This window comes from Pseudorhodobacter aquimaris (assembly GCF_001202025.1).
Lineage (GTDB): Bacteria > Pseudomonadota > Alphaproteobacteria > Rhodobacterales > Rhodobacteraceae > Pseudorhodobacter > Pseudorhodobacter aquimaris.
The window spans coordinates 19,762-38,796 of record NZ_LGHS01000066.1 but is presented as its reverse complement, the minus strand read 5'-3'; the positions used below and the strand labels follow the sequence as shown (position 1 = coordinate 38,796).

Genomic DNA, 19,035 nt, shown 5'->3' with positions numbered 1-19,035 from the left:
CGCATTATACCTTGCGCAGGCGGATCACCACATCGACCTTTGAGATCTCTGTACCTTCGGGCACATCCGGCAGGCGCGCGATCTCAAGCTGATCGGCGGCAGCATCGGTCAGCTCACCGCTGTCTTCCCAATAAAAATGGGGGTGATCATCCATCCGCGTGTCGAAATAGCTTTTCGCGCCGTCTACCACCACTTCCTGCATCAGCCCCGCCTCGCAAAAGGCGCGCAAGGTGTTATAGACCGTCGCAAGGCTGACGCCATCACCGGCCTTGGTAGAGGCTGCAAACAGGCTTTCGGCGGTGACGTGACGATCCTCGCCATCCCCCACCAGAAGCCGCGCCAAGGCAACGCGCTGACGCGTCGGGCGCAGGTCCCCCATCGCCAGCCATTCCGTTCCACGCTTCACTGCAAGATCAAGCATCCGTCATCCACCTTGTTTTCCAACCCTATATAACGTGCTTCTGTCCCGTTTTTCAAGCCGATACCATATATCGACATCCACCCCGCACTTGCCAGTTGGTAAATCCGGATGATAATGGAGGGGAAAGACCAGCCAGAGGAAGGGGCATTGCCGCATGACGCAATATCCGACAAGTTTCGATAAAGAAGACCTGCTGAAATGCGCACGCGGTGAATTGTTCGGCCCCGGCAATGCACAATTACCCGCACCACCCATGCTGATGATGGACCGCATCACCGAGGTTTCGGGCGATGGCGGCGAACACGGCAAGGGCCATATCGTGGCCGAATTCGATATCACGCCTGATCTGTGGTTCTTTGACTGCCACTTTCCCGGCAATCCGATCATGCCCGGCTGCCTTGGCCTTGACGGGCTGTGGCAGCTGACCGGCTTCAACCTTGGTTGGCGCGGCTGGCAGGGGCGCGGTTATGCGCTTGGCGTGGGTGAGGTCAAGCTGACAGGCATGGTGCGCCCTGAGCGCAAGATGCTGCGGTATTACGTCGACTTTACCAAGGCCATCCAGACCCGCCGCCTGACCATGGGCGTTGCCGATGGCCGCGTCGAGGCGGATGGCGAGGTGATCTATCTCGTCAAGGATATGAAGGTCGCCCTGTCCGAGAGCTAACAACCCGAGAGCTGATCCCAAACGATTTGAAATAAGGAGAGCGCCCATGCGTCGCGTCGTCATCACCGGTCTCGGTATCGTGTCATCCATCGGCAATAACGCGGCCGAGGTTGAGGCCTCCTTGCGGGCCGGAAAATCCGGTATCACTGCCGCCCCCAAATATGTCGAGCACGGCTTTCGCAGCCAGATCCACGGCATGCCGCAGATCACGCTAGAGGACCATATCGACAAGCGCGACCTGCGCTTTATGGGTCCCGGTGCGGCCTATAACTTTATCGCAATGGAACAGGCGATTGCGGATGCGGGGCTTGAGGCCTCGGATGTCTCGAATGAGCGTTCCGGCCTGATCATGGGGTCCGGCGGGCCGTCGACCTCCAACTTTTTCCAGGCCCATAACATCGTGATCGAAAAGGGCGCGCCCAAGCGGATGGGCCCGTTTATGGTCACGCGATGCATGTCCTCGACCAACTCGGCCTGCCTTGCCACGCCGTTCAAGATCAAGGGCGTGAATTACTCCATCACCTCGGCTTGTTCCACCTCGGCGCATTGCATCGGCAATGGTGCGGAACTGATCCAGATGGGCAAACAGGATATCGTCTTTGCCGGCGGTGGCGAGGAACTTGACTGGACGCTGTCGTGCTTATTCGATGCCATGGGCGCGATGAGCAGCAAATATAACGACACGCCCGAACTGGCCGCCCGCGCCTTTGACGCCACCCGTGACGGCTTTGTCATTGCCGGCGGTGGCGGGGTTGTGGTGCTGGAAGAGTTGAACCACGCGCTGGCCCGCGGTGCCAAAATCTATGGCGAGGTCACCGGCTATGGCGCCACATCCGACGGTGCCGATATGGTTGCCCCATCCGGTGAGGGCGGTGAACGGTCAATGAAGCTGGCCATGTCCACCCTACCCGAGGGCCGCCGCGTTACCTATATCAACGCGCATGGCACCTCGACCCCCGCAGGCGATGTGACCGAGGTAAAGGCCATCCGCCGCGTCTTTGGCGAAGGGGCGGTTCCGCCGATTTCCTCGACCAAATCGCTGACGGGGCACTCCTTGGGTGCGACCGGCGTGCATGAGGCGATCTATTCCCTTTTGATGATGCAGGGCGGCTTTATCACCGCCTCGGCCAATGTCACCGAGCTGGACCCCGAGCTGAAGCCCGAGGAAATCGCCACCGAGTACCGCGATGCAGACCACGACAGCATCCTGTCCAACTCTTTCGGGTTCGGCGGCACCAATGCCACGCTTTTGATGAGCAAATACAAGGGTTAATCCATGGCCGATCTGATGAAGGGCAAGCGGGGCCTTGTGATGGGCGTCGCCAATGAGCGATCCATCGCCTGGGGCTGCGCACGCGCACTGGCGGCCGAGGGGGCAGAGCTGGCCTTCACCTATCAAGGTGAGGCCTTTGGCAAGCGGTTGGAGCCGCTGGCCGCAAGTGTCGGGTCCAATCTGATGGTGGATGTTGATGTCACCGATGACGCCTCGCTTGATCTGGCATTCCAGCGGATCAAGGACGAATGGGGCAGCATCGATTTTCTGGTCCATGCCATCGCCTATTCCGACAAGAACGAGCTGACAGGCCGGATCAGCAACACCAGCCGCGCGAATTTCAAGCAATCGCTGGATATCAGCTGTTATTCCTTCATCGACGTGTCGCGCCGTGCGGCGGAATTAATGCCTGATGGTGGCTGTCTGATGACGATGACCTATGGCGGTTCCAACCGTGTGACGCCGAATTACAACGTCATGGGCGTGGCCAAGGCAGCACTTGAGGCCTCGGTCCGCTATCTGGCGGCGGACCTTGGGCCGCAAAAGATCCGCGTGAACGCGATCTCTCCCGGCCCAATGAAAACGCTGGCGGGGGCGGCCATTGGCGGCGCGCGCGCAACCTACCGCCACACCGAGGCAAATGCGCCCCTACAAACCAATGCCACTCTCGAATCAGTTGGCGGTACGGCGGTGTTTCTGGCCTCCGACTACGGGATGCACACAACGGGCGAGATTGTGCGCGTTGACGGCGGCTATCACGTCTTGGGCATGCCCCGCGGCGAAAACATCAGCTAAAGACCTTCGCGTGGCCGCGTAAAGCGGCTGCGTGATCAAAGTGTTGGGATTGGAGCGGGTGACGGGAATCGAACCCGTGTCTCTAGCTTGGAAGGCTAGGGTCTTACCATTACACAACACCCGCGCTGGGGTAGATATAATCAACCCGCCAGCCCTGTGCAAGCACACATTGGAAAAACACACAGTCCAAAAGCACAGGCCGCAACATCTGCGCGGCCTGTGCGAAACCTGTTACTGGCCCAGTTGCTTCACCCGGCCTTCGACCTTGCTGGTCACACCGCCCATCTTGGTGATGTAATCCATCACGTCATTCGCCATCAGATTGCCATTCCCGGCATTGATCAGAACGTTGCCGCCCCCCAAGGCGTCAAACCCGTCGCCGCCATCCAGGATATAATCATTGGCCGCAACCTTATAGAGCTTGTCGACATCCAAAGGCGCATCACCCACAAGCGCCTCTACAATGCGCGAACCGGCAGGGGCGGTCGGATCAAACACAATCGACGCCCCCGACAGCTGCAAGAACCGCCCTGCCCCTTTTTCAAACTGGCTTACGCCGTTTTCAAAGGCGGCAAGCACCTGACTGCCCGGAAGCTCGGTCAAAACGGTCACATTGCCAAAGGGCAGCTCGGTCAGGATATCACGGCGGGTCAATTCGCTGCCTGCCTCATGGGTCGTATCCCCGCGAATACCGCCGCCATTCGCCAACCCGATATCGGCCCCTGTCGCATCGCGGATCGCATCGGCTATCAGGTTGCCCATGGCGGATTCCTCACCGCGGATCACATTGCGACGAGAATCCAGCATATTCTCGGTCGTGCCCAAGGCGATGTTGAGGCTGTCATCCAGCTGCGCCTGAAAGGCCTCGACCATCGCCTGGCTTTCGGGGTCGGGTTCGACATTCACCGTATCGATAAAGCGGAAAATCGGCGTCCAGGACACGGAGCGCTTGCCATCCTCTTCGGTCACATCGACATAAAGATCCAATGGCGCCACAAACCGCGCGTCGATCGAGGTTTCGACATAGGCCGTTATCCCATCATAAGAGGTGCCATAGCTATGATCATCACCCGACAGGATCACGTCAAAGGCCTTGGAGGCGATCAACAGCTCATCATTGCGCTTGTCGGTCTGGACCACACCGATCACCAGATCGGCGCCATCCTCCCGTGCCTGCCGCGCTGCATCGACGCCCATATCCACCGTTGGCCCAAAGATCAGATCGCCGGTTGCGGCCACCGTGGGCGAGGTATCCTGCGCCACCGGAATAAGCGCGACCGTCAGCCCCGCCACCTCTTTGACCATCACACCGCCCAAACCGGGCAAGGGCGACCCATCTGCCTGTGAAATGTTCACCGCCGCCCAAGGATAGTTCGAGGCCTCCACCTTGGCCAAGAAATTCTCTGGCCCGAAGTCAAATTCATGGTTCCCCGGCACCGCCAAATCAAAGGGTTCCAGATTGGTCAGATCAACCGTATTTTGCCCCTTGTCGAACCCCGAAAGGATCGAGGGCGACAGCATATCACCGTCAAACACATAGATCGTATTGGGGTTGGCCGCGCGTTCCGCCTTTGCCACCGCGTTCAGCCGCGCAAAGCCGCCGCGCCCGTTGTCATCGGCAAAGTTGTAAATATCGCCCACGCCCAGCAGCGTCAGTTTCACCGTCTCGGCCAGCGTGGCCTGAGGCAAGCCAACCAAAGCGGTCGCCCCCAGTGCCACGGTTAAAAAGCCCTTGGTCAGGATGGTCATAGCCGTACTCCTATCGGTTTATGTCCGTATCTTTACGCCCGCATCCCCTTCTGTCAAAGCCTTCCGCGCCTTGACGCTGATTTCGCGGCAGTGCATGAACGCAGCCATGCTTATATTCAAAATCCTCCGCCGCGCTGAATGGAACGCCTTGCAAGCTGCGGGCGAAACCGCTGGTGCCCCGATTGATCTGATCGACGGTTATGTGCATTTCTCCACCGCCGCTCAGGCCGCCGAAACGGCTGCCAAGCATTTCGCCGATCAATCCGATCTGGTTCTGGTCGCGGTTGAAGCCGATGCTTTGGGCGACGCCCTGAAATGGGAGCCGTCGCGCGGCGGGGCGCTGTTTCCGCATCTTTACCGCAATCTGCGCATGACGGATGTGCTGTGGGACAAGGCGCTGCCGCTGGGTGCCTCGGGACATATCTTCCCGGAGGGTCATATGTTCGCAGGGGGCACGCCATGACACCGCTGGAAAAAATCGCCCTCAGATCCCTGCATCTGCTCGATCCTGAACAGGCGCATACGCTGTCACTATTGGCGCTGCGGGCCGGATTGGCGCCGACACCGGGGCCGTTTACGTCGCCACGCCTGCAAACTACTTTGGCCGGCCTGTCCTTGCCCAACCCTGTGGGGCTTGCGGCGGGATACGATAAAAATGCCGAAGGGCTGCCTGCGCTGATGCGCGCGGGCTTTGGCTGGCTGGAGGTGGGGGCCGCAACCCCCCTTCCCCAGCCCGGCAATCCCAAACCGCGCCTGTTCCGCCTGACCGAGGACCGCGCCGCCATCAACCGCTTTGGCTTTAACAACCAAGGGATGGGGCCGATCGCCGCCCGCCTGGCCAAACGCCCCGACGGGGTGCCGGTGGGCCTTAACCTTGGTGCGAATAAAACCTCGGACGACCGCGCCGCCGATTTCGCAAAAGTGCTGGCACATTGCGGGCCGCATGCCGATTTTGCAACGGTCAATGTCTCTTCGCCCAACACCGAAAAGCTGCGTGACCTGCAGGGGGCTGCGGCGCTGACGGGGCTGTTGGCGGGTGTGATGAAGGTGCGCGCGGGCCTTGCCACACCGATCCCCGTGTTCCTGAAGATCGCGCCGGACCTGAGCCCAGATGAGCTGGCACAAATCGCCGAGGTGGCGCTGACCACCGGTATTTCAGGCATCATCGCGACCAATACCACCCTGTCGCGCGACGGCTTGCACAGTGCCCATGCGCATGAGGCGGGGGGGCTGTCGGGGGCGCCGCTCTTTGAACGCTCTACCCGTATTCTGGCGCAATTGTCCAAGCTGACCGAGGGCAAGATCCCCTTGGTTGGCGTCGGCGGGATCAGCAATGCCGATCAGGCCTATGCCAAGATCCGCGCGGGCGCGTCGGCGGTACAGCTTTATACCGCCATGGTCTATCAAGGGATCAGCATCGCGGGCGAGATCGCCCAAGGTCTTGATGCGCTGCTGCAACGTGATGGCCATAACAGCATCGAGGACGCCGTGGGAACCGCGCGCGAAAGCTGGCTTTAGAACGCCTTGAAGGTCATCGTGGTCAGGGTGCGCACAATGCCCGGAATGTCGAACAAGGTCTTGGACAGGTAATGTCCCACGTCCTGACCGTCAGGGATATAGATCTTGGCGATCAGGTCGTATTCGCCACTGGTGGAAAATAGCTCTGACACCACCTCACGGTCATAGATCGCATCGGCCACCTCATAGGTTTTGCCGGGGGTGCAACGGAACTGGACAAAAACGGCGGTCATAACTTTCTCCTATCTGGGCCAGCGGTGGCCCTATTCCTCTGCTTGCAATTCCAATGGCGCGGGCTTGGCCGACAGATCGGACACACCCAACACCTCAACCGGGCGGGCCAGACGGTTGCGCACCACCCACAGCAGCCGGTTTTGCGCACGCGTGATCGCAACATAGGCCAGCCGTTTCCACAGCGGCATCCCCGCCTCGGTCCGGCCGGCTTGGGCGGCGGCCCAAAGGTCGGGCGCAAAGACCTGCACCGTGTCCCATTGGCTACCCTGTGCCTTGTGGATCGTCACGGCGGCCCCGTGCAAAAATGCGGCGCCCATTTTGGCGGCAGACGGGATGAAAGGTTCATCCTCATCCGGTTTCTCGATCTTGATAATGCTGGCGGCCGATACCTGTGGCTCTTCGGCACCGACCACATGCAGGCGGGCAAAGCCATCCCGGTTTCCCGGCCCCATATAGATCACCTGCGCGCCTTTGATCAGGCCGCGCGCCTCCAGATCAATGCGCTTTTTGCGGTGCTTCACCGGCAGTTCAATCCCGTCACAGATCAGCGGCTCACCGGGGATCAGCGCGAATTCCGGCGCATTATGAGCGGCCCGAAAGGCGGTTATCAGGCGGATACGCGTCGCATTGCGCCACACGAGAACCGGAGAACGTGACATCAGATCGCTGTCCACGCGCTGTGCCACCTCCACACGCGGATCGCGGGCGGCGGCCTCTTCGACCATACGCTCAAAAGCCTCAAAGGTCAGGTCAGGGTCGGCCAAGGCATGCGCCAGATCTAGGATCGGATTGCCCGCCGTCTGGCGGTGGATCCGGCTCAGCTCCAACCGCCGTGTCGGGCCAAGTTTATCAAAGACCATCTCACCGGAGTTGCCAACGGGGGCAAGCTGTGCCGGATCGCCAAAGAGCACCAAGGTCGGGAAAATCTCACGCAGGTCATCGAACTGACGTTGGTCCAGCATCGAGGATTCGTCAACGAACCCCACATCCAGCGGCTCCTCGCGCCGTTTCCAGCCCTTGATGAAATCAGACCCCCGCAAGCCGGCCGCCGCCAAGGCACCGGGAATAGAGGCAACCGTATCGTAAAACGCCTTGGCGCGGTCCAGCGCCAGCTCGGTCAGCCCCTCAACCTCGGGGCGCGGGCCATTGCCGGCCAGCCATTCGGCGATCTTTTCATATTCCGGATCATAGAGCGGGGTATAAAGGATACGGTGGATCGTCGTCGCAGGCACCCCCCGCAGCCGCAAAACCGATGCGGCCTTATTCGTAGGCGCCAGAATGGCCAAGGTACGCCGGTCCTTGCGCTTTTTACCTTCATAGTCGCCCGAGACGATATCCACGCCCGCCGCGACCATCGCCTTATAAAGGCTGGCCAAAAGCATGGTCTTGCCCGACCCTGCCTTGCCGATCACGGCCGTGACACTGGCCTTGCCCTCCATCGCGGGAACAAGGGCTTCGCTTTGCAAATCAATGCCCATCCCCCGAAGCTGATCGGAGAGCCTGTCCCAGGCCTCTGCCTGATCGTCGGAGAATGTCAGCGCGGTATTTTCCATCACGCGACCATAGCTGCGCCCGCTCGCCAAGACCAGCGAGCAAGGCAGGTTTTCATACCGGCCACAGCGAAAATCGTATCAATGTGCGCGGCGACGCTTTTCGGCAATGACTGCCGCCACAACATCCAATGCCGGCGGCGCTTGCCCAGCCTCCGCACCGATTTCAAGCTCTGCTATCTGCAGGGCCGTTACAACCTGCGCCGCCAGGGCGGGAAGGTCGTTTTCGCTCGCATAGACCTGCAGATCGGCCAACACGTCAAAGATCCAGTCATGGCGCATTGCGCCCCCAATATAAGAGGTTGAAATTGTCGCCTAATGCATAGGCCGCTCTCCCAACTCTAATCACCCATCCGTCAATAAATAGTAACCACAAATAGCCCCCCCCTACGCAAGCAAAAAGCCGCGTCCCCAAGCTGGAGACGCGGCTTTATTGGCTAATAGTCGCAAATCAACGGTTTTTACTGGCCTCAAGCGTATCTTCAAAGGTGCGCAAGCCCGTATGTGGTGCCTGAACCAATACCGACATATTGCCCGGCTTATGCTGATTTTTCAGCATTTTCATATGGGCTGCCGGGATTTCATCCCATGGAAACACCTCGGACATGCAAGGGTCCAGCCGCCGCTCCAGCATCAGCTTATTGGCCGACGACGCCTGCTTGAGGTGGGCGAAATGGCTGCCCTGAACGCGCTTTTGGTGCATCCACAAATAGCGTACGTCAAAGGTACAGTTAAAGCCGGTGGTCCCGGCACAGATCACCACCATGCCGCCTTTTTTACACACCAGCGTCGACACTGGGAAAGTCGCCTCGCCCGGATGTTCAAACACCATATCGACGTTATTGCCCTTGCCGGTGATATCCCAGATCGCCTTGCCGAATTTGCGCGCCTCGGTGAACCATTCCTTATATTCTGGCGTGTTCACTTTGGGCAGTTGGCCCCAGCAACTGAAATCCTTGCGGTTGATGACACCTTTCGCGCCAAGCCCCATCACGAATTCGCGCTTGTCCTCTTCCGAGATCACGCCAATCGCATTGCCGCCCGCCGCGTTGATCAGCTGGATCGCAAAGGACCCCAGCCCCCCCGAGGCGCCCCAGACCAGCACGTTCTGGCCGGGTTTGAGGTCATGCGGCTCATGGCCGAACAGCATCCGGTAAGCGGTGGCGAGGGTCAGCGTGTAGCAAGCGCTTTCCTCCCATGTCAGATGCTTGGGGCGTGGCATCAACTGTTGCGCCTGCACGTTGGTGAACTGCGCAAAAGAGCCGTCCGGCGTCTCATAGCCCCAGATCCGCTGGCTGGTCGAGAACATCGGATCGCCACCGTTGCACTCTTCATCATCGCCATCGTCCTGATTGCAGTGGATCACCACCTCGTCGCCGACTTTCCAGCGCTTTACCTTGTCGCCCACGGCCCAGATGATGCCCGACGCGTCAGAACCGGCGATGTGATATGGCTGTTTGTGACCGTCAAACGGGCTAATCGGCAGGCCTAAGGCCGCCCAAACCCCGTTGTAGTTCACGCCAGCGGCCATCACCAATACCAGCACTTCGTGGCTGTCGATCTTGGGCGTATCGACGACTTCAACCAACATGGCGGTATCAGGGTCGCCGTGACGTTCGCGGCGGATGGTCCAAGCGTACATCTGCTTTGGCACATGCCCCAAGGGCGGCATTTCACCGACCTCATAAAGGTCCTTTTTCGGTGCATCATAGGCAACGATATCGTGCTGCGTATCCAGTGCCATGCGGGCCTCCTCTTGGCGTAATGTCATGCCGCATCGCAGAATCGGCGCGGCCTTACGACAGAGATAAAAGGCATTGCGCAACATTGCAATGCCAAACGGGCTGTTTTTGTAATTTTATGTCCGCCGCATTGCAGCGCACCCTTGACGAGGGCGAACGCCCTCGAAACCTGTCCAACAGTGCCTGCCGACTACAGGCTTGGTCTTTATTCTAGTCAACACCTCGCCAAAAGACAGAAGTTTACGCATCCCGAGCAGCAATTTCGCGCTGCTGCGCTGCGGCGAATTGACAATGATGCAATATGTCGCCTATCAATCGCATAAGGTAATAAAATTGCGCGCCAGATGTAAGGAGGCCCTATGACCGCCCCGACCAAAGACAAGCCATGGCTGTTTCGGACCTATGCCGGCCATTCCACCGCTGCGGCCTCCAATGCGCTTTATCGCGGGAACCTTGCCAAGGGCCAGACCGGGCTTTCGGTTGCCTTCGACCTGCCCACGCAAACTGGATATGATTCGGACCATGAGCTGGCACGGGGCGAGGTGGGAAAGGTCGGCGTGCCTGTCTCTCATCTTGGTGACATGCGGGCGCTGTTTGCGAATATTCCGCTGGAACAGATGAATACCTCGATGACGATCAATGCCACCGCGCCGTGGCTTTTGTCGCTTTATGTCGCTGTGGCAGAAGAACAGGGCGCGGATGTATCCAAGCTGAACGGGACCGTACAAAACGACCTGATCAAAGAATATCTATCACGCGGGACCTATATCTGCCCGCCTGCGCCCAGTTTGCGGATGATCACCGATGTGGCCGCCTATACGCAGAAACATCTGCCAAAGTGGAACCCGATGAACATCTGCTCTTATCACCTGCAAGAGGCGGGCGCGACGCCAGAGCAAGAGCTGGCCTTTGCGCTGGCCACCGCCTGTGCGGTGCTGGATGACCTGAAGGGCAAAGTCTCGGCCGATGATTTTCCGAATATGGTTGGCCGCATATCCTTCTTTGTGAATGCGGGCATCCGTTTCATCACCGAAATGTGCAAAATGCGGGCCTTTGTCGACCTTTGGGATGAGATTTGCCTGACCCGTTACGGCGTGCAGGATGCGAAATATCGTCGGTTCCGCTATGGCGTACAGGTCAACTCGCTTGGTCTGACCGAGCAGCAGCCCGAAAACAACGTCTACCGGATTTTGATCGAGGCGCTGGCGGTGACGCTTTCCAAAAGAGCCCGCGCGCGTGCCGTGCAATTGCCCGCGTGGAATGAAGCGCTTGGCCTGCCGCGCCCTTGGGATCAGCAATGGTCGCTTCGGATGCAGCAGATTCTGGCGTATGAATCCGATTTGCTGGAATATGAGGACCTGTTTGATGGCAACCCGGCCGTTGATCGCAAGGTAGAAAGCCTGAAAGAAGGGGCGCGCGAAGAGCTGGCCCGTATCGACGATATGGGCGGGGCCGTGGCGGCGATCGGCTATATGAAGGGACGGTTGGTTGAGGCGAACGCAGAGCGCATTACCCGGATCGAAAGCGGGGAAACCACCGTCGTTGGCGTAAACCGCTGGGTCGAGACGACGCCGAGCCCGCTGACGGCGGGGGACGGCGCGATTATGGCCGCCGATCCAGAGGCCGAGGCGGACCAGCTGGAACGGCTGGCCGAATGGAAAACAGCCCGCAGCGCGGCGGCCGTTGAGGCCGCTCTTGCTGCGCTGCGCAGTGCCGCGCAGAGTGGCGCCAATATCATGCCGCCCTCAATTGCTTGTGCGAAAGCGGGGGTGACGACCGGCGAATGGGGCGCCACGATCCGCGCGGCCTTTGGTGAATACCGCGCACCCACCGGCGTTTCGCAAAACCCGTCGAACCGTACCGAAGGATTGGAACCGATCCGTGAGGCGGTGCAGGCGGTTTCGTCAAAACTGGGGCGGCCATTGAAGTTTTTGGTGGGCAAACCCGGGCTGGACGGTCATTCGAACGGGGCCGAACAAATCGCCGCCCGTGCGCGGGATTGCGGCATGGACATCCACTATGAGGGGATCCGCCTGACTCCAACGGAAATCGTAAACGCCGCGATTGAACAGGATGCGCATATCGTAGGCCTTTCGATCCTGTCAGGGTCCCATCTGCCATTAATCACCGAGACATTGGAGATGATGCGCGAGAACGGCCTCGCGGATATTCCGCTGGTCGTTGGCGGCATTATCCCTGAAAGCGATGCCGAGGCCCTGCGCAAGATGGGTGTGGCCGCCGTTTATACGCCCAAAGACTTTGAGCTGAACAAAATCATGATGGATATTGTGGTCTTGGTCGACCCCAGCCCCGTCGCCGCAGAATGAAAAAGGGGGCCATTGGCCCCCTTTTATGTCTTAGGCGTGGATCGCGCCATCGCCGCAAGCGAGGGCGGCTTCGCGCACTGCCTCGCTATAGGTCGGGTGTGCGTGGCAGGTCAGCGCCAGATCTTGGGCCGAAGCGCCAAATTCCATTGCAACGCAGACCTCATGGATCAGATCACCCGCCATTGGCCCGATGATGTGCGCGCCCAGAATGCGGTCGGTGTCTTTGTCGGCAAGGATTTTCACAAACCCTTCAGCCTGGAAAATCGCCTTGGCCCGCGCGTTCCCCATAAAGGAAAATTTGCCAACCTTATAGGCGCGACCGGCCTCTTTCAGCTGCTCTTCGGTTTTGCCAACCGATGCGATCTCTGGCGTGGTATAGACCACACCGGGGATCACATCATAGTTCACATGACCCGCCTTACCGGCCAGAATCTCGGCCAGCGCCATGCCTTCATCTTCGGCCTTATGCGCAAGCATCGGCCCGACAATCGCATCACCAATCGCATAGATGCCCTTGATGTTGGTCGCGAAATGATCGGTCTTGATCTGGCCGCGCGGCTCCATCTCTACGCCCAAAGCGTCCAAGCCCAGACCATCGACGAACGGCCTGCGCCCTGTGGCAACCAGCACGCAATCGGCATCCAGCACCGCCTCGCTGTCATCCTTGCGCAGCTTATAGGTAACCTTGGCCTTGCCACCCTTGGTCGTCACACCCTGAACCGCAGCGCCAAGCACGAATTTGATCCCTTGCTTGGTCAGAATCCGCTGGAAGGTTTTGGCGACATCGCCGTCCATACCCGGCGTGATAGCGTCAAGGTACTCCACCACGGTCACTTCGGACCCCAAACGCGCATAGACAGAGCCCATTTCCAGCCCGATCACGCCAGCCCCGATCACCACCAGTGATTTCGGCACCTTGTTCAAGACCAAAGCGCCGGTCGAGGTCACGACCGTCTTTTCATCGACCTCAACACCCGGCAGGCTGGACGCTTCCGAACCCGAAGCGATCACGATGTTTTTGGCCTCATGCACCTCATCGCCGACCTTGACCTTGCCCGCCTCAGGGATAGAGCCCCAGCCCTTCAGCCAAGTTACCTTGTTCTTTTTGAACAGGAATTCGATACCCTTGGTGTTGCCGTCAACAACGTCCTGCTTATAGGCTTTCATCTGCTCCCAATCGACCGAAGGCGATTTGCCTTTCAGGCCCATCTTGGCAAAGTTATGCTCTGCCTCATGCAGGGAGTGCGTCGCATGGAGCAGCGCCTTGGACGGGATGCAGCCCACATTCAAGCAGGTCCCGCCCAGCGTTTCGCGCCCTTCAACCACAGCGGTCTTCAGGCCGAGCTGTGCGCAACGGATGGCGCAAACGTAGCCGCCAGGCCCAGCGCCGATGATGATGACGTCAAAACTTGCCATGGATAGGGTTCCTTATTGTTATGTCGTCGGGGGCTGCCTGCCCCCGAACCCCGAAGGTATTTCCGAACAGATAGATTACAAGAGTGCAGCCACGATCATCGCCACGGTTGCAAAGAAGCCTACGCCCCATATCGCAGAACGCCAAGGGTTCCAGCCAAAGGCATAGGCAGGGATAAACAGGACCCGCGCCACGAGATAGACCCAAGCGCAGGCGGCGGTGAAGCCGGTGGATTGATCGCCAAGCGTGACGACAACCACGGCAATAGTGAACAGGATCAACCCCTCAAAGTGGTTATTCAAGGCCCGCTGCAGCCGCCCCGTGCGAACCGAGAGTTCGCGGCTTGGTGGCCGGTCCCGCGCAGAAGACGTGTAGCCGGTGCCCAACTCCCGGTTCGCGGGAATGGCGAACAGGATGAACTGGACGGCTTGGAGCACGGCCGCGAGGGCGAGGGTGGTGAGTTCTGGGGTCATGAATGGGCCTTTTTCGCAAGGGCAATGTCGTCCTCAAGACTGCGGCCGCGAATGGCTGCATAATTTGCATGAAGCGCCGCGCCCTTGGCAGGATTATCCTTGGGCAGTATGCGCATCACTTTCGCTGCATCCCCCAAAGCCGAACGAACGCCAGACACAAGCTGCGATGGGCTAAGACCTTTTCCGAGCCTGCCAAGCATCTGAACACGGGAAGGCACACAGGAATAATCAATGCCTTCAATGGGGGCATGGGCGGCCATGGACGCTTCAAAACAGTCATAAAGCCAATGAAACTCGGCCAATATCTGCTCTTTGCTTCGTCGCGTGCCGCCCATATGTTGTTACAAATCCATCAGCAACCGGCGTGGATCCTCAAGCGCTTCTTTGACGCGCACGAGGAAGGTCACGGCCCCTTTGCCGTCGACGATCCGGTGGTCATAGGAGAGCGCCAGATACATCATCGGACGGATGACGATCTCTCCGTTCACAACGACAGGGCGGTCCTGGATTTTGTGCATCCCCAAGATACCCGATTGCGGCGGGTTCAGGATGGGCGAGGACATCAGCGAGCCGTAAACACCACCGTTGGAGATGGTGAACGTGCCGCCTTGCATCTCGGCCATGGTCAGCTTGCCATCACGGGCGCGCGCCCCTTTTTCGGCAATCGCTTTTTCGATCTCGGCAAAGGACATGCTGTCGGCATCGCGGATCACCGGCACGACAAGACCCGAAGGCGTACCAGCCGCCACGCCCATATGGACATAGTTTTTATAGACGACATCGGTGCCATCAATCTCGGCATTCACCTCAGGCACTTCTTTCAGCGCGTGGCAGCAAGCCTTTGTAAAGAAGGACATAAAGCCCAAACGCACTTTGTGTTTCTTTTCGAACTGGTCTTTGTACTGGTTGCGCAGCGACATCACCTCGGACATGTCCACCTCGTTATAGGTGGTCAACATGGCGGCGGTGTTCTGGCTTTCTTTCAGACGGCGCGCGATGGTTTGGCGCAGCTTGGTCATCTTGACCCGCTCTTCACGGCTGGCATCATCGGTTGAGACAGGCGCGCGCGGGGCGGCCGCAACCGGCGCAGGGGCGGACGCCGCTTTGGCCACATCTTCTTTCATCACACGACCATCACGGCCAGAACCCTGAACCTGATCGCGGTTCAAACCGGCCTCTGCCATTGCCTTTTTGGCGGAAGGTGCATCCTCGACGTCCTTGGATTTGACGGTATCCTCAGTCTTGCGTGGCTTGGTCTCTTCGGGGCCTGCGTCAATCGCGACGGTGCCTGCTTCGCCTTCGGCGATCACAGCCAGTTTGGCGTTTGCGGAAACCGTTTCGCCCTCGGCGGCGACGATCTCTTTCAAAACACCCGCGACGGGGCTTGGAACCTCAACCGAGACCTTGTCGGTTTCCAGCTCACACAGCATTTCGTCTTGGGCAACCGCGTCACCCACCTTTTTGAACCAAGTGGAAACGGTTGCCTCGGATACGGATTCGCCAAGGGTCGGTACATTTACGTCGGTCATTTTACCCTCTTTCACGCTGGCCTCGGCCTTTGCGTCTTTGTCATCGGTTGTCGGGGCGGCGGCCCCTGTGTTTTCAGATTGCGCGCCGATTTGGGCCAGAAGGGCCGCAACGCCCACGGTCTCGCCCACGGCTGCGACAATCTCTGTCAGGGTGCCTGCAACTGGGCTCGGCACCTCAACGGTGACTTTATCGGTTTCCAGCTCACAGAGCATCTCATCAACAGCAACGGTGTCACCCAGCTTTTTATACCAGGTGGCGACCGTCGCCTCCGACACGCTTTCACCCAGCGTTGGAACCCGTACTTCAGTAGCCATGCGCCTTATTCCCCCGTCAGCGCATCAGCAATCAGCGCCTCTTGTTCCGTTTTATGACGACTGGCCAACCCTGTCGCTGGCGAGGCCGAGGCCGCACGACCGGCATAGCGCGCACGGCTGCTTTTCGCCTTCACCTTGCCCAATGCCCATTCAAGGTTAGGCTCGACAAAGGTCCAGTACCCCTGGTTTTTCGGTTCTTCCTGGCACCAGATAACCTCGGCACCCTTGAACCGCTCCAACTCTTTGACCATCGTCATTGCGGGGAACGGATAGAACTGTTCCAGACGCAGAAGGTAAACATCATCAAGCCCTTGCTCATCTCGCGCGGCCAACAGATCAAAATAGACCTTGCCCGAGCAGATCACGACACGTTTGATCTTGTCATCCGCCTTCAACGTCAGCTCGGAATGGCCCTGTTGCGCATCATCCCACAAAACACGGTGGAAGCTGGATCCAGTGGTAAATTCAGCGGCAGTTGAGACGCACATCGGATGGCGCAACAAGGATTTCGGCGTCATCAAAATCAGCGGCTTGCGGAAATCGCGGTGCATCTGGCGGCGCAGAATGTGGAAATAGTTGGCCGGGGTCGAACAGTTCGCCACAATCCAGTTGTCATTTGCCGACATCTGCAAAAAGCGTTCGGGACGGGCGGAAGAGTGTTCCGGCCCCTGCCCCTCATAGCCATGCGGCAACAGGCAAACGAGGCCTGACATCCGCAACCATTTGCTTTCACCCGAATTGATGAATTGGTCGAACATGATCTGCGCGCCATTGGCAAAATCACCAAACTGCGCTTCCCACATTGTCAGGGCATTCGGCTCGGACAAAGAGTAGCCATACTCAAAGCCCAGCACCGCATATTCCGACAGCATGGAATCGATCACCTCATAGCGCGCCTGACCCGGCTTGATATGGTTTAGCGGGTAATGGCGGTCTTCGGTCACCTGATCCACAAAAGCAGAGTGGCGTTGGCTGAATGTCCCACGGGTACAATCCTGCCCGGAAAGGCGCACGGGATATCCTTCGGAGACAAGGCTGCCAAAGGCCAGCGCCTCGGCCGTGGCCCAGTCAAAGCCAACGCCTTCCTCGAACATCTTGGCCTTTGCCGCCAGTTGGCGACCGACCGTCCGGTGCAAATCAAACCCGTCAGGCACGGTGGTCAGGGCTGTGCCAATCTCTGCCATCATCTCGTTGCTGATCGCGGTCTGGCCGGATTCGTAATCATCCCCCTTGTGGGTCATGTGTTTCCAGCGGCCATCCAGCCAGTCGGCCTTGTTCGGCTTATAGTCTTTGCCGGCCTCGAATTCCGCGTTCATATGCGCCTGGAATGTGGCCTTCATATCCTCGATTTCACCCTCGGGGATCAGGCCATCCTTGACCAAACGCTCGGTATAAAGCGACAGGGTCGTCTTGTGCTTTTTGATCTGCGTGTACATGGCCGGGTTGGTGAACATCGGCTCATCGCCTTCGTTGTGACCAAAGCGGCGATAACAGAAGATATCCAGAACCACGTCCTTGTGGAACTTCTGGCGGAATTCGGTCGCCACTTTTGCCGCATGGACCACCGCCTCAGGATCATCCCCGTTCACGTGGAAAATCGGCGCCTCAACCATCATCGCGATATCGGTCGGATAGGGCGAAGAGCGGCTGAAATGCGGCGCTGTGGTAAAGCCGATCTGGTTGTTCACCACGATATGGATCGTACCACCCGTCCGGTGCCCGCGCAGGCCCGAAAGGCCAAAGCATTCCGCAACGACGCCCTGCCCCGCAAATGCCGCATCGCCATGCAGCAAAATCGGCAGGACCTTTTCACGGTTTGGATCATTCAGCTGATCCTGCTTGGCGCGGACCTTGCCCAGAACGACGGGGTTCACCGCCTCAAGGTGGCTGGGGTTTGCGGTCAACGACAGGTGAACTGTGTTGCCATCAAATTCCCGGTCGCTGGACGCGCCGAGGTGGTATTTCACATCGCCCGAACCACCAACGTCCTCGGGCTTGAAGCTACCGCCCTGAAACTCGTTGAAAATGGCGCGGTACGGCTTTTGCATCACATTGGCCAGAACCGACAGACGGCCCCGGTGCGGCATGCCGATCACGATATCCTGTACGCCCAAAGCGCCACCGCGTTTGATGATCTGCTCCATCGCGGGGATCAGGCTTTCGCCGCCATCAAGGCCAAAACGTTTGGTCCCCATGTATTTCACATGCAGGAATTTCTCAAAACCCTCGGCCTCGACCAGCTTGTTCAGGATGGCTTTGCGCCCCTCACGGGTAAAGGCGATTTCCTTGCCGTAACCCTCAATCCGTTCCTTCAGCCATGCAGCCTGCTCGGCATCCGAGATGTGCATGTATTGCAGCGCGAATGTGCCGCAATAGGTCCGCTTCACGATCTCAACGATCTGGCGCATGGTGGCCACCTGCAGCCCCAGCACATTGTCGATGAAGATCGGACGGTCCATATCAGCACCGGTAAACCCGTAAGAGGCCGGGTCCAGTTCTGGGTGGTTGGTCTCATCGCGGATGTTCAGCGGGTCAAGGTCGGCGGCCAGATGGCCACGGATACGGTAGGCGCGGATGATCATCAACGCACGGATACTGTCCAGAACCGCACGCTGCACCTGCGCATCCGACAGCGAGACACCCGCCTCAGCAGCTTTGGCGACAATCTTTTGCCCTGCGGCCTTACCTTCCTTGGAGGGCATCACCGGCCATTCACCCGTCAGCGCGCCTGTCAGATCATCCGATGGCACCGGTGGCCAGTCGTTGCGCGCCCATGATGGGCCTGCAGCAGCCGCTTCGGCTACCTTATCCGCCTCGGCAATCTCGGCAAAGAATGCGGCCCAGCTGGCATCGACCGACGCAGGGTCCACCGCGTGCTTTGCCGCCATTTGATCGATATATTCGGCATTCGCCCCATCAAGGAAATCTTGGGCACGGAATTGGGCGTTCGGGGATTGTTCAGTCATTGCTAGACCTCATCAGGGTTGGGGCCGGGTGGATGGCGAGAAAAAACCACCATTGTCTGAAAAGT

Annotated in this window: 17 protein-coding genes and 1 tRNA gene; 6 read left to right on the top strand and 12 right to left on the bottom strand. The window is 58.9% G+C overall.

What is annotated here, in order from left to right; genetic code table 11:
* Nucleotides 1-4: 4 nt before the first annotated feature.
* Nucleotides 5-421: an iron response transcriptional regulator IrrA gene (gene irrA, locus AKU94_RS11830; protein ID WP_050527467.1), complete on the bottom strand. Its 417-nt coding sequence runs from the start codon at nucleotides 419-421 to the stop codon at nucleotides 5-7.
* Between the two features lie 154 nt (nucleotides 422-575).
* On the opposite strand from irrA, the gene fabA reads away from it, so the two are divergent.
* From fabA to AKU94_RS11815, 3 genes are read left to right on the top strand one after another with little or no spacing between them, the layout of a single operon-like run.
* Nucleotides 576-1,085: a bifunctional 3-hydroxydecanoyl-ACP dehydratase/trans-2-decenoyl-ACP isomerase gene (fabA, locus tag AKU94_RS11825; protein WP_050527466.1), complete on the top strand. Its 510-nt coding sequence runs from the start codon at nucleotides 576-578 to the stop codon at nucleotides 1,083-1,085.
* 46 nt (nucleotides 1,086-1,131) lie between these two features.
* Nucleotides 1,132-2,358 carry a beta-ketoacyl-ACP synthase I gene (fabB, locus tag AKU94_RS11820; RefSeq protein WP_050527465.1) on the top strand — a complete coding sequence of 409 codons (1,227 nt, stop codon included), beginning with the start codon at nucleotides 1,132-1,134 and terminating at the stop codon, nucleotides 2,356-2,358.
* 3 nt (nucleotides 2,359-2,361) lie between these two features.
* Nucleotides 2,362-3,153 (top strand): enoyl-ACP reductase FabI, encoded by a 792-nt coding sequence (locus tag AKU94_RS11815; protein ID WP_050527464.1) that lies wholly within the window; start codon nucleotides 2,362-2,364, stop codon nucleotides 3,151-3,153.
* 50 nt (nucleotides 3,154-3,203) lie between these two features.
* Here the strand turns inward: AKU94_RS11815 and AKU94_RS11810 are convergent.
* Both AKU94_RS11810 and AKU94_RS11805 read right to left on the bottom strand, forming a co-directional pair.
* Nucleotides 3,204-3,277 (bottom strand) — tRNA-Gly (locus tag AKU94_RS11810).
* Nucleotides 3,278-3,384: 107 nt separating this feature from the next.
* Nucleotides 3,385-4,902 (bottom strand): bifunctional metallophosphatase/5'-nucleotidase, encoded by a 1,518-nt coding sequence (locus tag AKU94_RS11805; protein WP_050527463.1) that lies wholly within the window; start codon nucleotides 4,900-4,902, stop codon nucleotides 3,385-3,387.
* 106 nt (nucleotides 4,903-5,008) lie between these two features.
* Between AKU94_RS11805 and AKU94_RS11800 the strand changes: the two genes are divergently transcribed.
* The gene (locus AKU94_RS11800) at nucleotides 5,009-5,365 is read left to right on the top strand and encodes a DUF952 domain-containing protein (protein WP_050527592.1); all 357 of its coding nucleotides are present in this window, start codon (nucleotides 5,009-5,011) and stop codon (nucleotides 5,363-5,365) included.
* Complete coding sequence (locus AKU94_RS11795) at nucleotides 5,362-6,420, top strand: quinone-dependent dihydroorotate dehydrogenase (protein WP_050527462.1); 1,059 nt, start codon at nucleotides 5,362-5,364, stop codon at nucleotides 6,418-6,420. Before AKU94_RS11800 ends, AKU94_RS11795 begins: the two co-directional genes overlap by 4 nt.
* Here AKU94_RS11795 and AKU94_RS11790 read toward each other — a convergent pair.
* The 4 genes from AKU94_RS11790 to ccrA form a co-directional block, all read right to left on the bottom strand.
* A complete protein-coding gene (locus AKU94_RS11790; protein ID WP_050527461.1) occupies nucleotides 6,417-6,653 on the bottom strand; it encodes an Lrp/AsnC ligand binding domain-containing protein in 237 nt (78 codons plus the stop codon). The genes AKU94_RS11795 and AKU94_RS11790 overlap by 4 nt on opposite strands.
* A 30-nt stretch (nucleotides 6,654-6,683) precedes the next feature.
* Nucleotides 6,684-8,207 carry an ATP-dependent DNA helicase gene (locus tag AKU94_RS11785; protein WP_050527591.1) on the bottom strand — a complete coding sequence of 508 codons (1,524 nt, stop codon included), beginning with the start codon at nucleotides 8,205-8,207 and terminating at the stop codon, nucleotides 6,684-6,686.
* 78 nt (nucleotides 8,208-8,285) lie between these two features.
* Entirely contained in the window at nucleotides 8,286-8,486 is a 201-nt protein-coding gene (locus AKU94_RS11780) for a hypothetical protein (RefSeq protein WP_050527460.1), read from the bottom strand.
* Nucleotides 8,487-8,655: 169 nt separating this feature from the next.
* The gene (ccrA, locus tag AKU94_RS11775) at nucleotides 8,656-9,948 is read right to left on the bottom strand and encodes a crotonyl-CoA carboxylase/reductase (protein WP_050527590.1); all 1,293 of its coding nucleotides are present in this window, start codon (nucleotides 9,946-9,948) and stop codon (nucleotides 8,656-8,658) included.
* A gap of 357 nt (nucleotides 9,949-10,305) precedes the next feature.
* Here ccrA and AKU94_RS11770 point away from each other — a divergent pair, with 357 nt between their 5' ends.
* Nucleotides 10,306-12,273, top strand: a complete 1,968-nt coding sequence (locus AKU94_RS11770; protein ID WP_050527459.1) for a protein meaA — start codon at nucleotides 10,306-10,308, stop codon at nucleotides 12,271-12,273.
* 30 nt (nucleotides 12,274-12,303) lie between these two features.
* On the opposite strand, the gene lpdA is transcribed toward AKU94_RS11770, so the two are convergent.
* From lpdA to AKU94_RS11745, 5 genes are all read right to left on the bottom strand, one after another.
* The gene (gene lpdA / locus AKU94_RS11765) at nucleotides 12,304-13,689 is read right to left on the bottom strand and encodes a dihydrolipoyl dehydrogenase (protein WP_050527458.1); all 1,386 of its coding nucleotides are present in this window, start codon (nucleotides 13,687-13,689) and stop codon (nucleotides 12,304-12,306) included.
* A gap of 75 nt (nucleotides 13,690-13,764) precedes the next feature.
* On the bottom strand, nucleotides 13,765-14,160 hold the full coding sequence (locus AKU94_RS11760) for an MAPEG family protein (RefSeq protein ID WP_050527457.1): 396 nt from the start codon (nucleotides 14,158-14,160) through the stop codon (nucleotides 13,765-13,767).
* On the bottom strand, nucleotides 14,157-14,462 hold the full coding sequence (locus AKU94_RS11755; RefSeq protein WP_157056530.1) for a hypothetical protein: 306 nt from the start codon (nucleotides 14,460-14,462) through the stop codon (nucleotides 14,157-14,159). The genes AKU94_RS11760 and AKU94_RS11755 overlap by 4 nt, the downstream gene beginning before the upstream one ends.
* Before the next feature lie 39 nt (nucleotides 14,463-14,501).
* Complete coding sequence (odhB, locus tag AKU94_RS11750) at nucleotides 14,502-16,004, bottom strand: 2-oxoglutarate dehydrogenase complex dihydrolipoyllysine-residue succinyltransferase (RefSeq protein ID WP_050527455.1); 1,503 nt, start codon at nucleotides 16,002-16,004, stop codon at nucleotides 14,502-14,504.
* Between the two features lie 5 nt (nucleotides 16,005-16,009).
* Entirely contained in the window at nucleotides 16,010-18,970 is a 2,961-nt protein-coding gene (locus AKU94_RS11745; RefSeq protein ID WP_050527454.1) for a 2-oxoglutarate dehydrogenase E1 component, read from the bottom strand.
* Between the last annotated feature and the right edge of the window lie 65 nt (nucleotides 18,971-19,035).

What these genes read in the sequence shown, in the direction of transcription:
- irrA (WP_050527467.1), bottom strand. Translation starts at nt 421, where the DNA reads ATGCTTGATCTTGCAGTGAAGCGTGGAACGGAATGGCTGGCGATGGGG.
- fabA (WP_050527466.1), top strand. Translation starts at nt 576, where the DNA reads ATGACGCAATATCCGACAAGTTTCGATAAAGAAGACCTGCTGAAATGC.
- fabB (WP_050527465.1), top strand. Translation starts at nt 1,132, where the DNA reads ATGCGTCGCGTCGTCATCACCGGTCTCGGTATCGTGTCATCCATCGGC.
- AKU94_RS11815 (WP_050527464.1), top strand. Translation starts at nt 2,362, where the DNA reads ATGGCCGATCTGATGAAGGGCAAGCGGGGCCTTGTGATGGGCGTCGCC.
- AKU94_RS11805 (WP_050527463.1), bottom strand. Translation starts at nt 4,902, where the DNA reads ATGACCATCCTGACCAAGGGCTTTTTAACCGTGGCACTGGGGGCGACC.
- AKU94_RS11800 (WP_050527592.1), top strand. Translation starts at nt 5,009, where the DNA reads ATGCTTATATTCAAAATCCTCCGCCGCGCTGAATGGAACGCCTTGCAA.
- AKU94_RS11795 (WP_050527462.1), top strand. Translation starts at nt 5,362, where the DNA reads ATGACACCGCTGGAAAAAATCGCCCTCAGATCCCTGCATCTGCTCGAT.
- AKU94_RS11790 (WP_050527461.1), bottom strand. Translation starts at nt 6,653, where the DNA reads ATGACCGCCGTTTTTGTCCAGTTCCGTTGCACCCCCGGCAAAACCTAT.
- AKU94_RS11785 (WP_050527591.1), bottom strand. Translation starts at nt 8,207, where the DNA reads ATGGAAAATACCGCGCTGACATTCTCCGACGATCAGGCAGAGGCCTGG.
- AKU94_RS11780 (WP_050527460.1), bottom strand. Translation starts at nt 8,486, where the DNA reads ATGCGCCATGACTGGATCTTTGACGTGTTGGCCGATCTGCAGGTCTAT.
- ccrA (WP_050527590.1), bottom strand. Translation starts at nt 9,948, where the DNA reads ATGGCACTGGATACGCAGCACGATATCGTTGCCTATGATGCACCGAAA.
- AKU94_RS11770 (WP_050527459.1), top strand. Translation starts at nt 10,306, where the DNA reads ATGACCGCCCCGACCAAAGACAAGCCATGGCTGTTTCGGACCTATGCC.
- lpdA (WP_050527458.1), bottom strand. Translation starts at nt 13,689, where the DNA reads ATGGCAAGTTTTGACGTCATCATCATCGGCGCTGGGCCTGGCGGCTAC.
- AKU94_RS11760 (WP_050527457.1), bottom strand. Translation starts at nt 14,160, where the DNA reads ATGACCCCAGAACTCACCACCCTCGCCCTCGCGGCCGTGCTCCAAGCC.
- odhB (WP_050527455.1), bottom strand. Translation starts at nt 16,004, where the DNA reads ATGGCTACTGAAGTACGGGTTCCAACGCTGGGTGAAAGCGTGTCGGAG.
- AKU94_RS11745 (WP_050527454.1), bottom strand. Translation starts at nt 18,970, where the DNA reads ATGACTGAACAATCCCCGAACGCCCAATTCCGTGCCCAAGATTTCCTT.